This is a genomic window from Pseudomonas sp. 21615526, from assembly GCF_013386245.1.
Classification (GTDB): domain Bacteria; phylum Pseudomonadota; class Gammaproteobacteria; order Pseudomonadales; family Pseudomonadaceae; genus Aquipseudomonas.
The window spans coordinates 12710-30252 of record NZ_JACAOM010000012.1; the positions used below are offsets into that span (position 1 = coordinate 12710).

The following is a 17543-nucleotide window of genomic DNA, read 5'->3' on the forward strand; positions in this document are numbered from 1 at the left end:
AAAAGTCGGCGATTATAACGGTAATGATCAATTCCCTCACACAAGTTCGTCAGGCTTTATTCAATCCACCTGTGGTTGAGATTGAACCTCAGCCAGGATTTTTTAGCTGTCCTGTTTCTGAACAAGCTCTGTTCCGGCCTTGGGGGCGCTGTACCAGCAGTGATATAGTTCGCGGCCAGTTCGGTCCGCACGGCCTTTTTGTCTATTCGGCGCAAGCATTTGTCGAAAACAAAGTGTCTGAGTGAAAGGCTGCATCCCAAGGAGTTTAGATGAGTGCCGATAACGCCTACGCGGTCGAGCTGAAGGGCCTTTCCTTCAAGCGCGGTACGCGCAGCATCTTCAATAATGTGGATATTCGCATTCCCCGCGGCAAAGTCACGGGCATCATGGGGCCTTCCGGCTGCGGCAAGACTACGCTGCTGCGCCTGATGGGCATGCAATTGCGCCCCTCCGCCGGTGAAGTCTGGGTCAATGGCCAGAACTTGCCGACCCTTTCGCGCAGTGACCTGTTCGATGCCCGCAAACACATGGGCGTCCTGTTCCAGAGCGGCGCGTTGTTTACCGATCTCGATGTTTTCGAAAACGTGGCGTTCCCGCTGCGGGTGCATACACAGCTATCCGATGAAATGATTCGTGACATTGTGTTGCTGAAATTGCAGGCCGTCGGGCTGCGCGGTGCTATCGATTTGATGCCCGACGAGTTGTCCGGAGGCATGAAGCGTCGTGTCGCCCTGGCGCGTGCCATCGCCCTCGACCCGCAGATTCTCATGTACGACGAGCCTTTCGTTGGCCAGGACCCGATTGCCATGGGGGTGCTGGTACGCCTGATCCGCCTGCTCAATGATGCGTTGGGTATCACCAGTATCGTGGTTTCCCACGACCTGGCCGAGACCGCGAGCATTGCCGACTACCTATATGTAGTGGGCGATGGCCAGGTGCTGGGGCAGGGCACGCCTGAAGAACTGATGAACGCAGACAACCCGCGCATTCGCCAATTCATGACCGGCGATCCCGATGGCCCGGTGCCTTTTCACTTTCCGGCAGCGGACTACCGCTCAGATCTTCTGGGGAAGCGCTGATGCGCAAGACATCATTACTCGAAAAGGTTCGCCTTTTCGGTCGCTCCGGCATCGATATCATCGGTGTGCTGGGGCGTTCGACGATTTTCCTGTTTCATGCCTTGCTCGGCCGCGGCGGTATTGGCGGCGGTTTCGGCCTGCTGATCAAGCAACTGCACTCCGTGGGCGTGATGTCCCTGGTGATCATCGTGGTCTCCGGGGTGTTCATCGGCATGGTGCTGGCGCTGCAAGGCTTCAATATCCTCTCCAGCTACGGGTCCGAGCAGGCTGTTGGGCAGATGGTTGCCCTGACGCTGTTGCGTGAGTTGGGCCCGGTGGTGACCGCTCTCCTGTTTGCCGGGCGTGCCGGTTCGGCGCTGACGGCCGAAATCGGCAACATGAAGGCCACCGAGCAGCTGTCCAGCCTGGAAATGATCGGTGTCGATCCGCTCAAGTACATTGTTGCCCCGCGCCTGTGGGCCGGCTTCATTTCCCTGCCACTGCTGGCGATGGTGTTCAGCGTGGTGGGAATCTGGGGCGGTTCCTGGGTCGCGGTTGACTGGCTGGGGGTCTACGACGGCTCCTACTGGGGCAATATGCAAAACAGCGTGACCTTCAGCGGCGACGTGCTCAACGGCATCATTAAAAGCATTGTCTTCGCCTTTGTAGTGACCTGGATCGCCGTATTCCAAGGCTATGACTGTGAGCCCACCTCAGAAGGGATCAGTCGCGCCACCACCAAGACCGTTGTGTACGCCTCGCTGGCGGTACTGGGCCTTGACTTCATTCTGACCGCCTTGATGTTTGGAGATTTCTGATGCAAAACCGCACTGTGGAAATCGGTGTCGGCCTTTTCTTGCTGGCTGGCATCCTGGCTTTACTGTTGCTCGCCCTGCGAGTCAGCGGCCTATCGGCCAGCCCCACCGCCGATACTTATAAACTTTACGCCTACTTCGACAATATCGCTGGTTTGACTGTCAGAGCTAAAGTGACCATGGCGGGTGTAACCATCGGCAAGGTCACGGCAATCGATCTGGACCGCGACAGCTTCACCGGCCGTGTGACCATGCAGGTGGACAAGAAGGTAGATAACCTGCCGACTGACTCCACTGCGTCTATCCTCACCGCTGGCCTGCTGGGCGAGAAGTACATCGGCATCAGCGTCGGCGGGGAATCTGCCCTGCTCAAGGATGGTTCGACCATTCATGACACACAGTCGTCGTTGGTGCTGGAGGACTTGATCGGTAAATTCCTGCTCAATACCGTCAATAAAGACGCCAAATGAGGAATGTGTTCATGATCTCTACTTTGCGACGTGGCCTGTTGGTACTGCTCGCGGCACTGCCGTTGATGGCTAACGCCGCTGCCGGCGGTTCTGCGCATGACCTGGTGCAGGACACCACCAACAAGATGTTGGCTGACCTGAGTGCCAACAAGGAAAAGTACAAGCAGGACCCGAGTCAGTTCTATAACGCGCTGAACACGATTGTCGGGCCTGTTGTTGATGCTGAAGGTATTTCCAAAAGCATCATGACCGTCAAGTACTCGCGCAAGGCTACGCCTGCGCAGATGCAGACATTCCAGGAAAACTTCAAGAAGGGCTTGTTCCAGTTCTACGGCAACGCCCTGCTGGAGTACAACAACCAGGGGATTACCGTCGCCCCTGCCGGGGATGAGTCGGGTGACCGCACCAGCGTCAACATGAGTGTCAAGGGCAACAACGGCGCGGTCTACCCTGTGCAGTACACGCTCGAGAAGGTCAACGGCGAGTGGAAACTGCGTAACGTGATCATCAACGGCATCAACATTGGCAAGCTGTTCCGTGACCAGTTCGCGGATGCCATGCAGCGCAATGGCAACGACCTGGACAAAACCATCAACGGTTGGGCCGGTGAAGTGGCCAAGGCCAAGGAAGAAACCGACAAAGCTGCCGGGAAGCCTGCCCAATGACCGAGTCGGCCATTCGCCTTGGCGAGTCCGGTGAGCTGTTGCTCAGCGGCGTGCTGGATTACAGCACTGGACCCGCCCTGCGCAAGCAGGGCCAGGCGCTGATCAATGCCAGTACCGCTCCTGCGCTGGTGCTGGATTGCTCGGCGGTGGTGAAGTCCAGCAGCGTCGGCTTGTCGTTGCTGCTGTGTTTCATGCGCGATGCGCAGGCCGTCAAAAAGCCGGTGAGCATTCGTGCATTGCCCGAAGACATGCGTGAAATCGCTGAGGTTTCCGGTCTGACCGAGCTGTTGGCGCATCCTTAATACACATTATTAAAGAAGCCCCCCGTCAGAGTCCTGCTATGCGGGGTTCGCAGGCGCGGGGCTTTTTTGTATGATGTGCGACCCGCGCGCACTGGGCGCCCATAGAGGTTGATCATGCAGGCCCTAGAAGTTAAAAGCTTCCTTGAAGGAAAGCTGCCCGAAACTAATGTTGAAGTTGAGGGCGAAGGCTGCAATTTCCAGCTGAACGTGATTAGCGATGAACTGGCGGCATTGAGCCCGGTCAAGCGTCAGCAGCAGATCTATGCCCATTTGAACCCGTGGATCACCGATGGCAGCATCCATGCGGTCACTATGAAATTTTTCAGCCGCGCGGCCTGGGCCGAGCGCACCTGAGCCCCCAAGGCGTCGAGATTCTTATGGATAAATTGATTATTACCGGCGGTGCTCGTCTTGACGGCGAGATCCGTATTTCCGGGGCGAAGAACTCCGCCCTGCCGATCCTGGCAGCGACCTTGCTGTGCGATGGCCCGGTTACCGTGGCCAACCTGCCGCACCTGCATGACATCACCACCATGATCGAGTTGTTCGGTCGCATGGGCATCGAGCCGGTGATCGACGAGAAACTCAGCGTCGAAATCGACCCGCGCACCATCAAGACCCTGATCGCACCGTACGAGCTGGTGAAAACCATGCGCGCCTCGATCCTGGTACTGGGCCCGATGGTTGCCCGGTTCGGCGAAGCCGAAGTCGCACTGCCTGGCGGTTGCGCCATCGGTTCGCGTCCGGTGGACCTGCATATCCGTGGCCTCGAAGCCATGGGTGCAACCATTGACGTCGAAGGCGGCTACATCAAGGCCAAGGCGCCGGAAGGCGGCCTGCGTGGCGCAAACTTCTTCTTTGATACCGTCAGTGTGACCGGTACCGAGAACATCATGATGGCCGCTGCCCTGGCCAATGGCCGCAGCGTGCTGCAAAACGCCGCGCGCGAGCCGGAAGTGGTCGACCTGGCCAACTTCCTGATCGCCATGGGTGCCAACATCACCGGCGCCGGCACCGACACCATCACCATTGATGGCGTGAAACGCCTGCATTCGGCTACCTACAAGGTGATGCCGGACCGCATCGAGACCGGTACCTACCTGGTCGCGGCTGCCGTCACCGGTGGCCGTGTCAAGGTCAAGGACACTGATCCGACCATCCTCGAAGCCGTCCTGGAAAAACTCAAGGAAGCCGGCGCCGAGATCACCACCGGTGAAGACTGGATCGAGCTGAACATGCATGGCAAGCGGCCAAAAGCCGTTAACGTGCGTACCGCTCCGTACCCGGCGTTCCCGACCGACATGCAGGCGCAGTTCATTTCCCTGAACGCGATTGCCGAAGGCACCGGTGCCGTGATCGAGACCATCTTCGAAAACCGCTTCATGCACGTGTACGAGCTGCACCGCATGGGCGCCAAGATCCAGGTCGAAGGCAACACCGCCATCGTGACCGGCATCGAGAAGCTCAAGGGCGCGCCAGTGATGGCTACCGACCTGCGTGCCTCCGCCAGCCTGGTGATCTCGGCGTTGTGCGCTGACGGCGACACCCTCATCGACCGCATCTACCACATAGACCGTGGTTACGAGTGCATCGAAGAGAAGCTGCAGATGCTCGGCGCGAAAATCCGCCGCGTACCGGGCTAATTCCCGGGGCTGTTGACACCGTCATTGTGGCGAGGGAGCTTGCTCCCGCTGGACTGCGCAGCAGTCCCAGTCTTTTTAAACAAAGATCAGGGCCGCTTCGCGCCCCAGCGGGAGCAAGCTCCCTCGCCACATGACGATGTATGCTGTTAGCTGATTTGTTTCAAGTCGAGGCTGTAATGGCCTCGATCTGTGTCTGGCGCCGATTGCGACCGGACAGCAATAGCCTGATGAAGGACTGACGTTTCCCATGTTGACCATCGCACTGTCCAAGGGCCGCATCCTTGACGACACTTTGCCGCTTCTGGCTGAAGCGGGCATCGTGCCGACCGAGAATCCGGACAAGAGCCGCAAGCTGATCATCCCCACGACCCAGGACGACGTTCGCCTGCTGATCGTGCGTGCCACCGATGTGCCAACTTACGTTGAACATGGCGCGGCCGACCTCGGCGTCGCGGGCAAAGACGTGTTGATGGAATACGGCGGCCAGGGCCTGTACGAGCCGCTGGACCTGCGTATCGCCCTGTGCAAGCTGATGACCGCCGGCCGTGTCGGTGACGTCGAGCCTAAAGGCCGCCTGCGGGTGGCGACCAAGTTCGTCAACGTTGCCAAGCGTTACTACGCCGAGCAAGGCCGCCAGGTCGACATCATCAAGCTTTACGGCTCGATGGAGCTGGCACCGCTGATCGGCCTGGCCGACAAGATCATCGACGTGGTCGACACCGGCAACACCCTGCGCGCCAACGGCCTGGAGCCCCAGGACTTTATCGCCGACATCAGCTCCCGGCTGATCGTCAACAAAGCTTCGATGAAAATGCAGCACGCCCGTATCCAGGCGTTGATCGACACCCTGCGCAAGGCAGTGGAGTCTCGACACCGCGGTTGACTCACCCGCGCGGCCCCAAGCCGCGCCCGTCTATCCGCCTCATAGCCAGAATTCTCAGGTGCCCAAGCGGATCGACTGCTAACTTTCGGCGCCTGAGCATTTTTGCCATTCCTATGAGGCCCTCGCTATGACCACGTCCACTGCAATTGCCCGACTCAACGCTGCCGACCCGGATTTCGCCCATCATCTGGATCATCTGCTGAGCTGGGAAAGCGTGTCCGACGATTCGGTCAACCAGCGGGTGCTCGACATCATCAAGGCCGTGCGCGAGCGCGGTGACGCGGCGCTGGTTGATTTTACCCGGCAGTTCGATGGCCTGGACGTCGCCTCCATGGCCGACCTGATCCTGCCCCGCGAACGCCTGGAACTGGCCTTGACCCGCATCACCGCGCCCCAGCGCGAAGCCCTGGAAGTGGCGGCCGCGCGGGTGCGCAGCTACCACGAGAAACAGAAACAGGATTCCTGGAGCTACACCGAGGCCGACGGCACCGTACTGGGCCAGAAGGTCACGCCGCTGGACCGCGCCGGCCTGTACGTGCCGGGCGGCAAAGCGTCGTACCCGTCCTCGGTACTGATGAACGCGATTCCGGCCAAGGTGGCCGGCGTGACCGAAGTGGTCATGGTGGTGCCTACCCCGCGCGGCGAAATCAACGAACTGGTGCTGGCAGCGGCCTGCATCGCGGGCGTTGATCGCGTGTTCACCATCGGTGGCGCCCAAGCGGTAGCGGCCCTGGCCTACGGTACCGAAAGCGTGCCGAAGGTCGACAAGGTGGTTGGCCCGGGCAACATCTACGTGGCCACGGCCAAGCGCCATGTATTTGGCCAGGTCGGCATCGACATGATCGCCGGCCCTTCGGAAATCCTCGTGGTGTGTGACGGCCAGACCGACCCGGACTGGATCGCCATGGACCTGTTCTCCCAGGCCGAGCACGACGAAGACGCCCAGGCGATCCTCGTCAGCCCGGATGCCGAATTCCTGGACAAGGTCGCCGCCAGCATCGCCAAGCTGCTGCCGACCATGGAGCGCGCCGAGATCATCGAGAAGTCGATCAATGGCCGTGGCGCCCTGATCCTGGTCCGCGACATGGAGCAGGCCATCGAAGTGGCCAACCGTATCGCCCCGGAACACCTGGAGTTGTCCGTCGCCGACCCACAAGCCTGGCTGCCGCTGATTCGCCACGCCGGCGCGATCTTCATGGGCCGCCACACCAGCGAAGCCCTGGGCGACTACTGCGCAGGTCCCAACCACGTGCTGCCCACGTCGGGCACTGCGCGGTTCTCCTCGCCGCTGGGCGTATATGACTTCCAGAAGCGCTCGTCGATCATCTTCTGCTCGCCAGAGGGCGCGTCGGAGTTGGGCAAGACCGCTTCCGTGCTGGCCCGTGGCGAGTCGCTGACCGCCCACGCCCGCAGCGCCGAATACCGCATCGTTGACGATAAGCAGGGGAACTGAAACATGAGCAAATTCTGGAGCCCGCTCGTCAAGGATCTCGTGCCTTACGTGCCCGGTGAGCAACCGAAGCTGACCAAGCTGGTAAAACTCAACACCAATGAAAACCCCTACGGCCCATCGCCCAAGGCGCTGGCTGCCATGCAGGCCGAGCTGAACGACAATCTGCGTTTGTACCCGGACCCCAACAGCGACCTGCTCAAGCAGGCGGTGGCCAAGTACTACGGGATCGACGCGGGCAAGGTGTTCCTCGGCAACGGCTCCGATGAAGTCCTGGCGCACATCTTCCACGGTTTGTTCCAGCACGACCTGCCGCTGCTGTTCCCGGACATCAGCTACAGCTTCTACCCGGTGTACTGCGGCCTGTACCGCATTGCCTTCGACGCAGTGCCGCTGGATGAACAGTTCCAGATCCGCGTGTCGGACTACGCCAGGCCCAACGGCGGGATCATCTTCCCGAACCCGAACGCGCCGACCGGTTGCGTGATGGCGCTGGACGCCGTGGAGCAAATCCTCAAGGCCAGCCCGGACTCGGTGGTGGTGGTCGATGAAGCCTATATCGACTTCGGCGGCGAGACCGCCATCAGCCTGGTGGACCGTTACCCGAACCTGCTGGTGACCCAGACCCTCTCCAAGTCGCGCTCCCTGGCCGGTTTGCGGGTGGGCCTGGCCGTGGGCCACCCGGACCTGATCGAGGCGCTGGAGCGGGTCAAGAACAGCTTCAACTCCTACCCGCTGGACCGTCTGGCGATTGTCGGCGCGGCCGCCGCTTTTGAAGACCGCGAATACTTCCGGAATACCTGCAAGTTGGTGATCGATAGCCGTGAAAAGCTGGTGGCGCAACTGCAGGCCAAGGGGTTTGAAGTACTGCCGTCGGCGGCCAACTTCATCTTTGCCCGGCATCCAGGGCACGACGCTGCCGGGCTGGCGGCCAAGGTGCGGGAGCAGGGGGTGATTGTGCGGCACTTCAAGCAGGAGCGGATTGCCCAGTTCCTGCGGATCAGTATTGGCACGCCGGAGCAGAACCAGGCGCTGATCGATGCGTTGGGCGAGCTGTAAGCCACACTGAAACTCAAAAAAATGTGGGAGCGGGCTTGCTCGCGAATGCGGTGGTTCAGTCACTGATGTGCTGAATGACACACTGCATTCGCGAGCAAGCCCGCTCACACATTGGTTTTGCGTTGGCAGTTAGATCAGCGGCTCATCCGGCTTCCTGTTCTTCCAGCCGTCATTGCCCGGCAGCAGCAGATTCAACGCAATCGCTACCACCGCACACAGGGCGATGCCCTTCAGGCCAAAGTCATCCGGGCCAGTGCCGGTGCCTACCAGCACACCGCCAATCCCGAACACCAGGGTCACCGACACAATCACCAGGTTGCGCGCTTCGCCAAGGTCGATCTTGTGGCGGATCAGGGTGTTCATCCCCACTGCGGCAATCGAGCCGAACAGCAGGCACAGAATCCCGCCCATTACCGGGACTGGAATGCTTTGCAGCAGCGCGCCGAACTTGCCGATAAACGCCAGGCTGATGGCAAACACCGCCGCCCAGGTCATGATCTTCGGGTTGTAGTTCTTGGTCAGCATCACCGCGCCCGTCACTTCCGCGTAGGTCGTGTTGGGCGGGCCGCCGAACAGGCCGGCAGCGGTGGTGGCGATCCCGTCACCCAGCAGGGTGCGGTGCAGGCCAGGCTTCTTCAGGTAGTCGCGACCGGTCACGCTGCCCACCGCAATCACACCACCGATGTGTTCGATCGCCGGGGCCAGGGCCACCGGGACGATAAACAGGATCGCCTGCCAGTTGAATTCCGGCGCGGTGAAGTGGGGCAGGGCGAACCACGGTGCGGCGGCGATCTTCGCCGTGTCGACTACACCGAAGTAGAACGACATGGCGAAACCCACCAGCACGCCGGAGATGATCGGCACCAGGCGGAAAATGCCTTTGCCGAACACCGCCACGATCAACGTGGTCAGCAGCGCCGGCATCGAGATCAGCATGGCGGTCTGGTAGTGGATCAACTCGCTGCCGTCACCGGCCTTGCCCATCGCCATATTGGCCGCAATCGGCGCCATGGCCAGGCCAATGGAAATGATCACCGGCCCGATCACCACCGGCGGCAGCAGCCGGTCGATGAAACCGGTGCCCTTGATCTTCACGGCCAGGCCCAGGAAGGTGTAAACGAAGCCGGCCGCCATCACGCCACCCATGGTCGCCGCGAGGCCGAACTGGCCCTTGGCGAGAATGATCGGGGTGATAAACGCAAAGCTCGACGCCAGGAACACCGGTACCTGGCGCCCGGTAACCACCTGGAACAACAAGGTGCCCAAGCCTGCGGTAAACAGGGCGACGTTTGGATCGAGACCGGTGATCAGCGGCATCAACACCAGCGCGCCAAATGCTACGAAGAGCATCTGTGCGCCAGACAGGATCTGGCGCCAAAGCGGGTCGTTGAACTCATCCTGCATGGTCACGCGTCCTTCTGCTTGGTACCGAAGATCTTGTCGCCGGCATCGCCCAGGCCCGGGATGATGTAGCCATGTTCATTCAGGCGTTCATCGATGGATGCGGTGTAGATCAACACGTCCGGGTGGGCTTTCTCGACGGCGGCGATGCCTTCGGGAGCGGCCACCAGCACCATGGCGCGGATGTCCTTGCAACCGGCTTTTTTCAGCAGGTCGATGGTGGCAACCATGGAGCTGCCGGTGGCGAGCATCGGGTCGATGATCATCGCCAGGCGCTCGTCGATTTCCGGTACCAGTTTTTCCAGGTAGGTGTGAGCCTGCAGCGTCTCTTCGTTGCGGGCCACGCCTACGGCGCTGACCTTGGCACCCGGGATCAGGCTGAGCACGCCTTCGAGCATGCCGATACCGGCACGCAGGATCGGCACCACGGTAATCTTCTTGCCGGCGATTTTCTCGACCTGGACGGGACCACACCAACCGGCGATCTCGTAGTTTTCCAGGGGCAGGTCTTTGGTCGCCTCGTAGGTGAGCAGCGCTCCGACTTCCTGAGCAAGCTCACGGAAGTTCTTCGTGCTAATGTCGGCGCGGCGCATAAGGCCGAGTTTATGTCGGATCAGCGGATGGCGGATCTCACGGATGGGCATGGGGAAAGGCTCCGGCGGCGGGCAAAAAAACCGGCCTAGATTAATCTATCCGAGGGTGTTGTCCTATAGACATCTAGTACGTTAGTCCATTAAGGCTTGAACGTTGCGCCTCACATGCGTACCTTTGCCCGCTTTTCTTGCCACAGCACCCCCTTGGAGAGCGCCATGTCCGCTGATCTCGAGCATATCCGTCAAATCATGCGCGAGGCTGACTGCCTGTACACCGAAGCGCAAGTCGAAGAGGCCATCGCCAAGGTCGGCGCGCACATCTCCCGTGAAATGGCCGACACCAACCCGGTGGTCTTTTGCGTGATGAACGGTGGCCTGATTTTCGCCGGTAAATTGCTCACCCACCTGCAATTCCCGCTGGAAGCGTCCTACCTGCACGCCACTCGCTATCGCAATGAAACCAGTGGCGGCGACCTGTTCTGGAAAGCCAAGCCGGAAGTCTCGTTCATCGACCGCGACGTGCTGATCATCGACGACATCCTCGACGAAGGTCACACCCTGGGCGCGATCATCGACTTCTGCAAACACGCCGGCGCGCGCAAGGTGCACACTGCCGTGCTGATCGACAAGGACCACGACCGCAAGGCCCGTCCGGACCTGAAAGCCGATTACGTGGGCCTGCCGTGCATTGACCGTTACATCTTCGGTTACGGCATGGACTACAAAGGCTACTGGCGCAACGCCAATGGGATCTACGCCGTCAAAGGGATGTAAGCGGGATTCAGGCGCAGGGTTGTCATGCTATCGTGCTTGGCCCCTGCGTCTGGAGCTGTTCATGAGCCTGTTGATTCGCACCTGCGCCGCCCTGGCGCTGACCCTCAGTTTGCCCCTGGCGGCTGCTCCGGCGCCGCTGCACAGCCAATTCCTGCCGCCCGACGACCTGACCCTGCGCGCCGAAACCCCGGACCAGCAGCAATTGCTGCAAGTCACCGAGTATTCGGTGGTGGTGGGTAACCAGCGCCAATCCACCCAGCAGCCGATCCCGGTGACCTCGCCGTTGATGATCCGCCTCAAGGGCAAGTCCCTGAACAAAGGCGCGACCATCGCCCAGGTGATCCTCAATTTCGATGCCGAAAGCAAAAGCCTGAAAAAGCCGGTGTTCGACGATAAAAGCAAAACCCTGACCTTGTCGTACCCGATGACCCAGTATCGGGTGATCGTCGATCTGCTGCGCAACGACACGGTCTATGTGCAGTTCCTCAGTTACGCCAACGGCCATATCTGGGCCGATTTGCACACCGGGGCGGTGCGCGCCAAATAATCCAGCCGACGCGCATTCGGCGGTGTAAATACAGTCAATGTGGCAGCTGGCTTGCCTGCGATAGCGGTGGGTCCGTTGGCCCATCTGTTACTGATGCACCGCTATCGCAGGCAAGCCGGCTCCCACATTGGTTCGCGTAGCTTTCGAAGCCGCGGTGCCGCAGGTAAACTGCTTTTCCCGTGTAAATGTCTGCAGGCTGGAGTCGGTAATGCGTAAAGATAAGAAACAGGTGATTGGTGATGAAATCGGCGACGAGCAAATCAAGCTGTTCCTGGATTTCGACCCGGTAGACGCCACTTCGCCGTCCCTGCACAAACTGATCAAGGCCTACCGCGGCCTGCGTATCGACGACTTCGAACGCTTCCTGGTTTTCTTCAAGGAAGCCGGCCTGGACCTCGATGGCAAGGACGAGCACGGCCAGACCTTCGTTGAAGTGATCAAGGACCAGCGCAACGCCGCCGAGTACATCGAGCTGATCGAACAAGCTCGCGGCTGATTGTTGCGGACGAAAAAAACGCCCCGTTCGGGGCGTTTTTCGTTCCCACGCTCTGCGTGGGAATGCATCAACTGACGCTCTGCGTCACGACGCTCAAGCGTAGCTTTCGGTCTCGCTGCTCTGCTCAACCAGTTCCAGGCTGATGTTGTTCTGCGTGTTGATCTTGCGATACAGCTCGGCATCGGTCTCCAGGACCTTTTCCCGAGCCGGGAAGATCTCGTGCAGCTTGGCGGCCCACTCACCGGCCGCTTTCGTCGGGAAGCAGCGTTCGATCAGTTCCAGCATGATCGACACGGTCACCGAAGCACCTGGAGACGCGCCGAGCAGGGCGGCCAGCGAACCGTCCTTGGCCGCAACCAGTTCGGTACCGAATTGCAGCACGCCGCCTTTCTTCGGGTCTTTCTTGATGATCTGCACCCGTTGGCCGGCCACTTCCAGGCGCCAGTCTTCGGCTTTTGCCTCAGGGTAGAAGCGACGCAGGGATTCCAGGCGCTGTTCCATGGACTGGCGCACTTCGCTGACCAGGTACTTGGTCAGGTCCATGTTGTCCCGGGCCACGGCCAGCATCGGGCCGATGTTGCCGGCACGAATCGACATGGGCAGGTCAAGGAACGAGCCGTGCTTGAGGAACTTGGTGGTGAAACCGGCGTATGGCCCGAACAGCAGGGACTTCTTGCCATCCACCACGCGGGTGTCGAGGTGCGGCACCGACATCGGTGGCGAACCCACGGCTGCCTGGCTGTAGACCTTGGCCTGGTGGTGCTTGACCACTTCCGGGTTGTCGCAACGCAGCCACTGGCCGCTGACCGGGAAGCCGCCGAAGCCCTTGCTTTCCTCGATGCCCGAGGCTTGCAACAGCGGCAGGGCCGCGCCACCGGCGCCGAGGAACACGAACTTGGCGTCCACATCACGGGAGTTGCCGCTGTTGACGTCCTTGATGCTCACGGTCCAGCCGGCGCCGTTGCGCTTGAGGCCGGTGACGCGCTTGCTGTACTTGACCTGGGCATCCGGGGCGCTGGTCAGGTGCGAGAGCAACTGGTTGGTCAGGGCGCCGAAGTTGACGTCGGTGCCGTTCATCACGCGGGTGGCGGCGATTTTTTCGTCCAGCGGGCGGCCGGGCATCATCAGCGGCATCCACTCGGCCATCTCGCTGCGGTCTTCGGTGTAGTGCATGTCCGAGAACGCGTGGTGCTGGCTGAGGGTTTCAAAGCGCTTCTTGAGGAACGACACGCCTTTCTCGCCCTGTACGAAGCTCAGGTGCGGCACGGGGCTGATAAAGGATTTGGACGAGCCAAAGGTGCCTTTCTTGGTCAGGTAGGCCCAGAACTGCTTCGACACCTCGAATTGGGTGTTGATGTGCACGGCTTTCTTGATGTCGATGGAGCCGTCGGCGGCCTGCGGTGTGTAGTTCAGCTCACACAGCCCGGCGTGGCCGGTACCGGCGTTGTTCCACGGGTTGGAACTTTCCGCGGCACCCGAATCCATCAGCTCAACGACTTCCAGCTTGAGGCCGGGGTCGAGCTCTTTGAGCAGTACGGCGAGGGTGGCACTCATGATGCCCGCACCTACCAGTACTACGTCGACTGCTTCGTTATGCGCCATTTAACGCGTCTCCAAAATCTGCAGCACCAAATTGACGGCATGGCTGCCAGGAGTGACGGGGCGGTTCACGTGATGCCCCAGGTTACCCATGGCCAGGATCGCCATGTCCGATTCTTCGCAATTTATCGCAAGCGGACGCTGCCGACCGGGCCTGATCTGCGTATGAACGCATTTAAGGGCGCCTGTGGCAATTCGACTTATGGTCAAGCTCGTCCGATCGTGCAACCAAATCCGTAGCGGACAGGCTTCAAGCTCCGGTTCTTGAGGAGTGCTCGGTCCTGTGTGGTGGGGCTGTTCCAGACGCTGATGGTGCTTGTACAAACGCAAAACTATTCATTTGCTCGCCACACTCTTGTGAAGTTGTGAAAACCCGTTTTTTTCACGCTCTTTTGAAGACGTGAACCTCAAAAAAGGGCTGCCCCAGCCTGGCACCTGGCCCGAAATCACTGCCGGCAAGCGGCAAAACGGGCAAACAACTCAAGTGGCCGAGCGCATGGCAGCTCTGGCAGATTCGGGTAAAGACGATGGTTTGCAGAGAAAACAGCAAGCTCGCCAGCTTCACACGATCTGTGTGGGCGGCTCTCTGTGGGCGGTGCGGGGGAGCTAATACAAGTGCATTAGCGATGCTGCGAGGCCCGATCAGGAGACGTCCTTATAATCGGGGGGAGATTGTAGCGAAGAAATGCGCGCAAATGGACGTGTTTAATGACTTTTATTAGCAGTCTGGTCAGGAGGCCAACGCGTGCCGTGCCTGTGGCTGCGAAACCCGGGGGCTGACGCGCGCGCTGGCGGGCAGCGGACGGTGCATCCAGCTCAGGCGGGTCTCTTCGACTTCGACCCAGCCTTCACCGACGGGCGGCAGGCTGCACTGCTTGAAGGCCTGGCAGCAGCCTTGGGCGTCGAGCAGGGCGAAGTGGCGATGGCTGGCGTGGGAAAAGAACAAAGATTTGAGAAGGCGCATGGCTGTGTACCCGGTTCGTTACATGCTGCGAAGGTTGGCAGTCTGGCATGACATTGAGGTGACGGTTCTGTGTGAAAATTGTAATTTCGCCGACAGTTCAGGCGCCGTTCAGGAATTCTGGTGAGTGGCGAGCGCTCACCGTTATACTGGCGCCCTGTTTGCATCTAGTCCTGGAGAAATGAGTATGTTGCAACGCCTGTTGTTCGGTTTGATCACTGTGACCAGTTTGACCCTGGTTGGCTGCGCCCACAGCCCGCAACAACTCAGCCCGCAACCGAAAATCACCACCCAGCTGGCGCCTGTCGGCCATGGCCAGCCGGTGTCGGTGCGTGTGGTTGACGGTCGTCCGTCGCCGACCCTCGGCACCCGTGGCGGCCTGTACCCGGAAACCAGCGCCATTACGGTGACCGGTGCGGACGTGCTGCCCAAGCTGCAAGCCCAGGCCGAAGCGGCCGTGCGCCTGTTGGGCTTCACCCCTTCCAACTCGCCAGGTGCGCCACAACTGACCATCACCCTGGCCGAGCTGAAGTATCAGTCGCCCAAGGAAGGCCTGTACGTGACTGAAGCCACCATCGGCGCGACCTTCAAGTCCGACGTGACTGCCGGTACCCGTCGCTACAGCGGCCGTTACGGCGCATCCCTGGACCAGCGCTTCGGCATGGCGCCGAACCAGGAAACCAACACCAAGCTGGTCAGCGACGTGTTGAGCGATGCCCTGACGCGCCTGTTCAAGGACCCGAGCATCGGTTCGCTGCTCAGCTCGCAGTAACCGTCAGGCGGGCGCGGAGCGCCCCAGTCGGCATTCCTTTGCGGCGCGTGGGAACGATCAAAAAACCGGGCTCATCACTGAGCCCGGTTTTTTTACGCCTGCCGTTTTCATGCAGCCGTTTCGACATAAAAGTCCAGCACACTCACGCCAGTGAGCAAGTCCAGCTCCGGCAGGTCGGCATGTTGATGCCCGCCGAGGGCGCAATACACCAGCCAGTGGCGGTCCTGCACATTGAACGCGAGGCCGCCCACCAGGGCCTCTTGCTCATCACTTGGGGCAATCAGATACAGCCGATCCTGGTTCTGCGCGTGCAACATGACAAGCTCCCGGGCTTTCGAAGGGCAACAGAGTGGCTTGTTAAGGTGACGTTCAGGTGACGCTGTAAATTACTGGATACATTAGCCGTCAATGGGGAAGGAGTAATGACGCGCAGGCGGCGCATATCATTCAGGTTTGTATCTGGATTGATACCAAGACACTGATACATCGAGGTTTGCGATGTCGCTGACCGCACTACTGCTCAATTCCCTTGCCCTGTTACTGGCCTGCCCGGCGGCATGGCTGCTGTTTGTCACGCGCCTGCATGAACAGCGCGCGATGGCCCGCCTTGCCGCGCAAAGCGAACTGCGTGCCATTGATCAGCCGATGCTGTATCTGGACGTGTTGACGCAGCGTACCTATCGCCTGTTCTACCGGTTGGGGTTTGCCTGTCTGGGGCTGGCGTTGCTGGTGTCCTTTCTTAGTACCCGATTGTAGGAACACCCTAAAAACAACTGTGGGAGCGGGCTCGCTCGCGAAAGCGCGGTGTCAGTCAATACATGATTGGCTGATCCACCGCCTTCGCGAGCAAGCCCGCTCCCACATTGGGTTTGCGCTGTTGCTGGTACCGGGTTACAGGGCAATCCCGGCCTTGACCCGGTACTGATTCCTCACCGGCGTCGCGTATTGCAATACCAGATACGGCCGATGCTCGGCCGGGCACGCATTCAAGCGCCGCTCCCACTCTGCCTTTGCCTTGGCCAACTCGTCCGCCGGGAATACCTCGGCTGCGGTCGGTACCTGCAATTGCGGATCGGCATCGCTCCATTGGGCGTACGCCAGGTAATGCACCGGGAACAACCGATACCCACCCAGGATCTGCCGGTCCATTTCGATCGCCAACAGCTTGGTGTCTTCGAACGCCTCGGTGACCGGCGGCGCGAAGTTGACGTGTACCCGGCCCTTGTAGCCGGTGATGCCCAGGGCGATGCTCACGTCATCTTCCCCCGGCGCCTTGCTGTAGGTGCCGGTGGTGGCGCGGATGTACAGCTCGCGCGCCTTGGCTGCGTCGCACGGGTCGTATTCGTAGCTGATGGACACCGGCGTCAGGTTCAGTGACTGGATGACTTCGGCGAACGGCTCGTCCTTGCGGCTCATGTGGAACATCTTGAGGATCGCCGACTCGGTGCGATCATCCCCATCCTTGGCGCGGCCTTCGGCCTGGGCGATCCAGATCGACTGGCAGTCGTTGCGAATCGAATGGTTGATGTAGGCCGACAGCAACTGGTAGGCCGCCATCTTCTCTTTGCGCCCGGTGATCGAGCGGTGCACGATGAAACTCTTGTTCAGGCGCATCAGGTCGCTGACAAACGGCTTCTGCAGCAGGTTGTCGCCGATGGCGATGCGTGGCGTCGGCAGGCCGGCGTGATACACGGCGTAGTTGACGAAGGCCGGGTCCATCACGATGTCGCGGTGGTTGGCCAGGAACAGGTAGGCGCTGCCGGACTTGAACTGCTCCACGCCGGTATAGGTCACGCCGTCGGTTGCCCGCTCGATGGTGTGGTCGACGTAAAACTCGACTTTGTCCTGCAGCGTGGCCACGGTAGTGACGCCGGCGAACTCACGGCGCAGTTTATGAGCGATCATCGGCTTGAGCAGCCAGCCGAAGGCGCCGGCAAAGCGCGGGAAGCGAAAGTGGGTCAGGATGTCCAGAAAGGCCTTGTCACTGAACAGTCGGGCCAGCACTGCCGGGACTTCGCTGTCGTTGTAAGGTCGGATGGTATCGAATTCGCCCAT

The 17543-nt window shown here is 60.3% G+C and carries 21 protein-coding genes; 15 read left to right on the top strand and 6 right to left on the bottom strand.

The annotated features are described in order from the left end of the window. Window positions 1-269: 269 nt before the first annotated feature. From HX786_RS04980 to hisC, 10 genes are all read left to right on the top strand, one after another. A complete protein-coding gene (locus HX786_RS04980) occupies window positions 270-1079 on the top strand; it encodes an ATP-binding cassette domain-containing protein (RefSeq protein ID WP_003216128.1) in 810 nt (269 codons plus the stop codon). After that, on the top strand, window positions 1079-1876 hold the full coding sequence (gene mlaE / locus HX786_RS04985; RefSeq protein ID WP_003216131.1) for a lipid asymmetry maintenance ABC transporter permease subunit MlaE: 798 nt from the start codon (window positions 1079-1081) through the stop codon (window positions 1874-1876). The genes HX786_RS04980 and mlaE overlap by 1 nt, the downstream gene beginning before the upstream one ends. Next, window positions 1876-2343 carry an outer membrane lipid asymmetry maintenance protein MlaD gene (gene mlaD / locus HX786_RS04990; protein ID WP_003216133.1) on the top strand — a complete coding sequence of 156 codons (468 nt, stop codon included), beginning with the start codon at window positions 1876-1878 and terminating at the stop codon, window positions 2341-2343. Before mlaE ends, mlaD begins: the two co-directional genes overlap by 1 nt. A gap of 11 nt (window positions 2344-2354) precedes the next feature. Continuing rightward, on the top strand, window positions 2355-3008 hold the full coding sequence (locus HX786_RS04995; protein WP_003216135.1) for a phospholipid-binding protein MlaC: 654 nt from the start codon (window positions 2355-2357) through the stop codon (window positions 3006-3008). Continuing rightward, complete coding sequence (locus tag HX786_RS05000) at window positions 3005-3310, top strand: lipid asymmetry maintenance protein MlaB (RefSeq protein ID WP_003216137.1); 306 nt, start codon at window positions 3005-3007, stop codon at window positions 3308-3310. Before HX786_RS04995 ends, HX786_RS05000 begins: the two co-directional genes overlap by 4 nt. A gap of 114 nt (window positions 3311-3424) precedes the next feature. Further along, complete coding sequence (locus HX786_RS05005) at window positions 3425-3664, top strand: BolA family protein (protein ID WP_008434291.1); 240 nt, start codon at window positions 3425-3427, stop codon at window positions 3662-3664. A gap of 23 nt (window positions 3665-3687) precedes the next feature. Next, entirely contained in the window at window positions 3688-4953 is a 1266-nt protein-coding gene (murA, locus tag HX786_RS05010) for a UDP-N-acetylglucosamine 1-carboxyvinyltransferase (RefSeq protein WP_003216140.1), read from the top strand. 247 nt (window positions 4954-5200) lie between these two features. Continuing rightward, a complete protein-coding gene (hisG, locus tag HX786_RS05015; RefSeq protein ID WP_003188599.1) occupies window positions 5201-5836 on the top strand; it encodes an ATP phosphoribosyltransferase in 636 nt (211 codons plus the stop codon). A gap of 127 nt (window positions 5837-5963) precedes the next feature. Continuing rightward, complete coding sequence (gene hisD, locus HX786_RS05020) at window positions 5964-7289, top strand: histidinol dehydrogenase (protein ID WP_008434283.1); 1326 nt, start codon at window positions 5964-5966, stop codon at window positions 7287-7289. A gap of 3 nt (window positions 7290-7292) precedes the next feature. Further along, window positions 7293-8345, top strand: coding sequence for a histidinol-phosphate transaminase (gene hisC / locus HX786_RS05025; RefSeq protein ID WP_003216145.1), 1053 nt, complete (start codon window positions 7293-7295; stop codon window positions 8343-8345). Window positions 8346-8474: 129 nt separating this feature from the next. On the opposite strand, the gene HX786_RS05030 is transcribed toward hisC, so the two are convergent. Further along, a complete protein-coding gene (locus tag HX786_RS05030) occupies window positions 8475-9749 on the bottom strand; it encodes a uracil-xanthine permease family protein (RefSeq protein ID WP_087692860.1) in 1275 nt (424 codons plus the stop codon). Between the two features lie 2 nt (window positions 9750-9751). Continuing rightward, complete coding sequence (gene upp / locus HX786_RS05035) at window positions 9752-10390, bottom strand: uracil phosphoribosyltransferase (protein WP_003216149.1); 639 nt, start codon at window positions 10388-10390, stop codon at window positions 9752-9754. A 165-nt stretch (window positions 10391-10555) separates the two neighbouring features. On the opposite strand from upp, the gene HX786_RS05040 reads away from it, so the two are divergent. From HX786_RS05040 to HX786_RS05050, 3 genes are all read left to right on the top strand, one after another. Continuing rightward, entirely contained in the window at window positions 10556-11113 is a 558-nt protein-coding gene (locus tag HX786_RS05040) for a hypoxanthine-guanine phosphoribosyltransferase (RefSeq protein WP_003216150.1), read from the top strand. Between the two features lie 61 nt (window positions 11114-11174). Beyond that, a complete protein-coding gene (locus HX786_RS05045) occupies window positions 11175-11660 on the top strand; it encodes a hypothetical protein (RefSeq protein ID WP_178911789.1) in 486 nt (161 codons plus the stop codon). Window positions 11661-11868: 208 nt separating this feature from the next. After that, window positions 11869-12156: a PA4642 family protein gene (locus HX786_RS05050; RefSeq protein ID WP_178911790.1), complete on the top strand. Its 288-nt coding sequence runs from the start codon at window positions 11869-11871 to the stop codon at window positions 12154-12156. Between the two features lie 93 nt (window positions 12157-12249). On the opposite strand, the gene mqo is transcribed toward HX786_RS05050, so the two are convergent. Both mqo and HX786_RS05060 read right to left on the bottom strand, forming a co-directional pair. Then, a complete protein-coding gene (gene mqo / locus HX786_RS05055) occupies window positions 12250-13758 on the bottom strand; it encodes a malate dehydrogenase (quinone) (protein WP_003216154.1) in 1509 nt (502 codons plus the stop codon). Between the two features lie 727 nt (window positions 13759-14485). After that, on the bottom strand, window positions 14486-14719 hold the full coding sequence (locus tag HX786_RS05060) for a hypothetical protein (protein WP_003216156.1): 234 nt from the start codon (window positions 14717-14719) through the stop codon (window positions 14486-14488). 184 nt (window positions 14720-14903) lie between these two features. Between HX786_RS05060 and HX786_RS05065 the strand changes: the two genes are divergently transcribed. Further along, entirely contained in the window at window positions 14904-15488 is a 585-nt protein-coding gene (locus tag HX786_RS05065; protein WP_003216157.1) for a YajG family lipoprotein, read from the top strand. A 107-nt stretch (window positions 15489-15595) separates the two neighbouring features. Here the strand turns inward: HX786_RS05065 and HX786_RS05070 are convergent, their stop codons facing one another. After that, window positions 15596-15805 (bottom strand): hypothetical protein, encoded by a 210-nt coding sequence (locus HX786_RS05070; protein ID WP_008434269.1) that lies wholly within the window; start codon window positions 15803-15805, stop codon window positions 15596-15598. A 181-nt stretch (window positions 15806-15986) separates the two neighbouring features. Between HX786_RS05070 and HX786_RS05075 the strand changes: the two genes are divergently transcribed. After that, the gene (locus HX786_RS05075; protein ID WP_003216159.1) at window positions 15987-16244 is read left to right on the top strand and encodes a hypothetical protein; all 258 of its coding nucleotides are present in this window, start codon (window positions 15987-15989) and stop codon (window positions 16242-16244) included. A 135-nt stretch (window positions 16245-16379) separates the two neighbouring features. Here the strand turns inward: HX786_RS05075 and HX786_RS05080 are convergent, their stop codons facing one another. Next, window positions 16380-17543 (bottom strand): 1-acyl-sn-glycerol-3-phosphate acyltransferase, encoded by a 1164-nt coding sequence (locus HX786_RS05080; RefSeq protein WP_003216160.1) that lies wholly within the window; start codon window positions 17541-17543, stop codon window positions 16380-16382.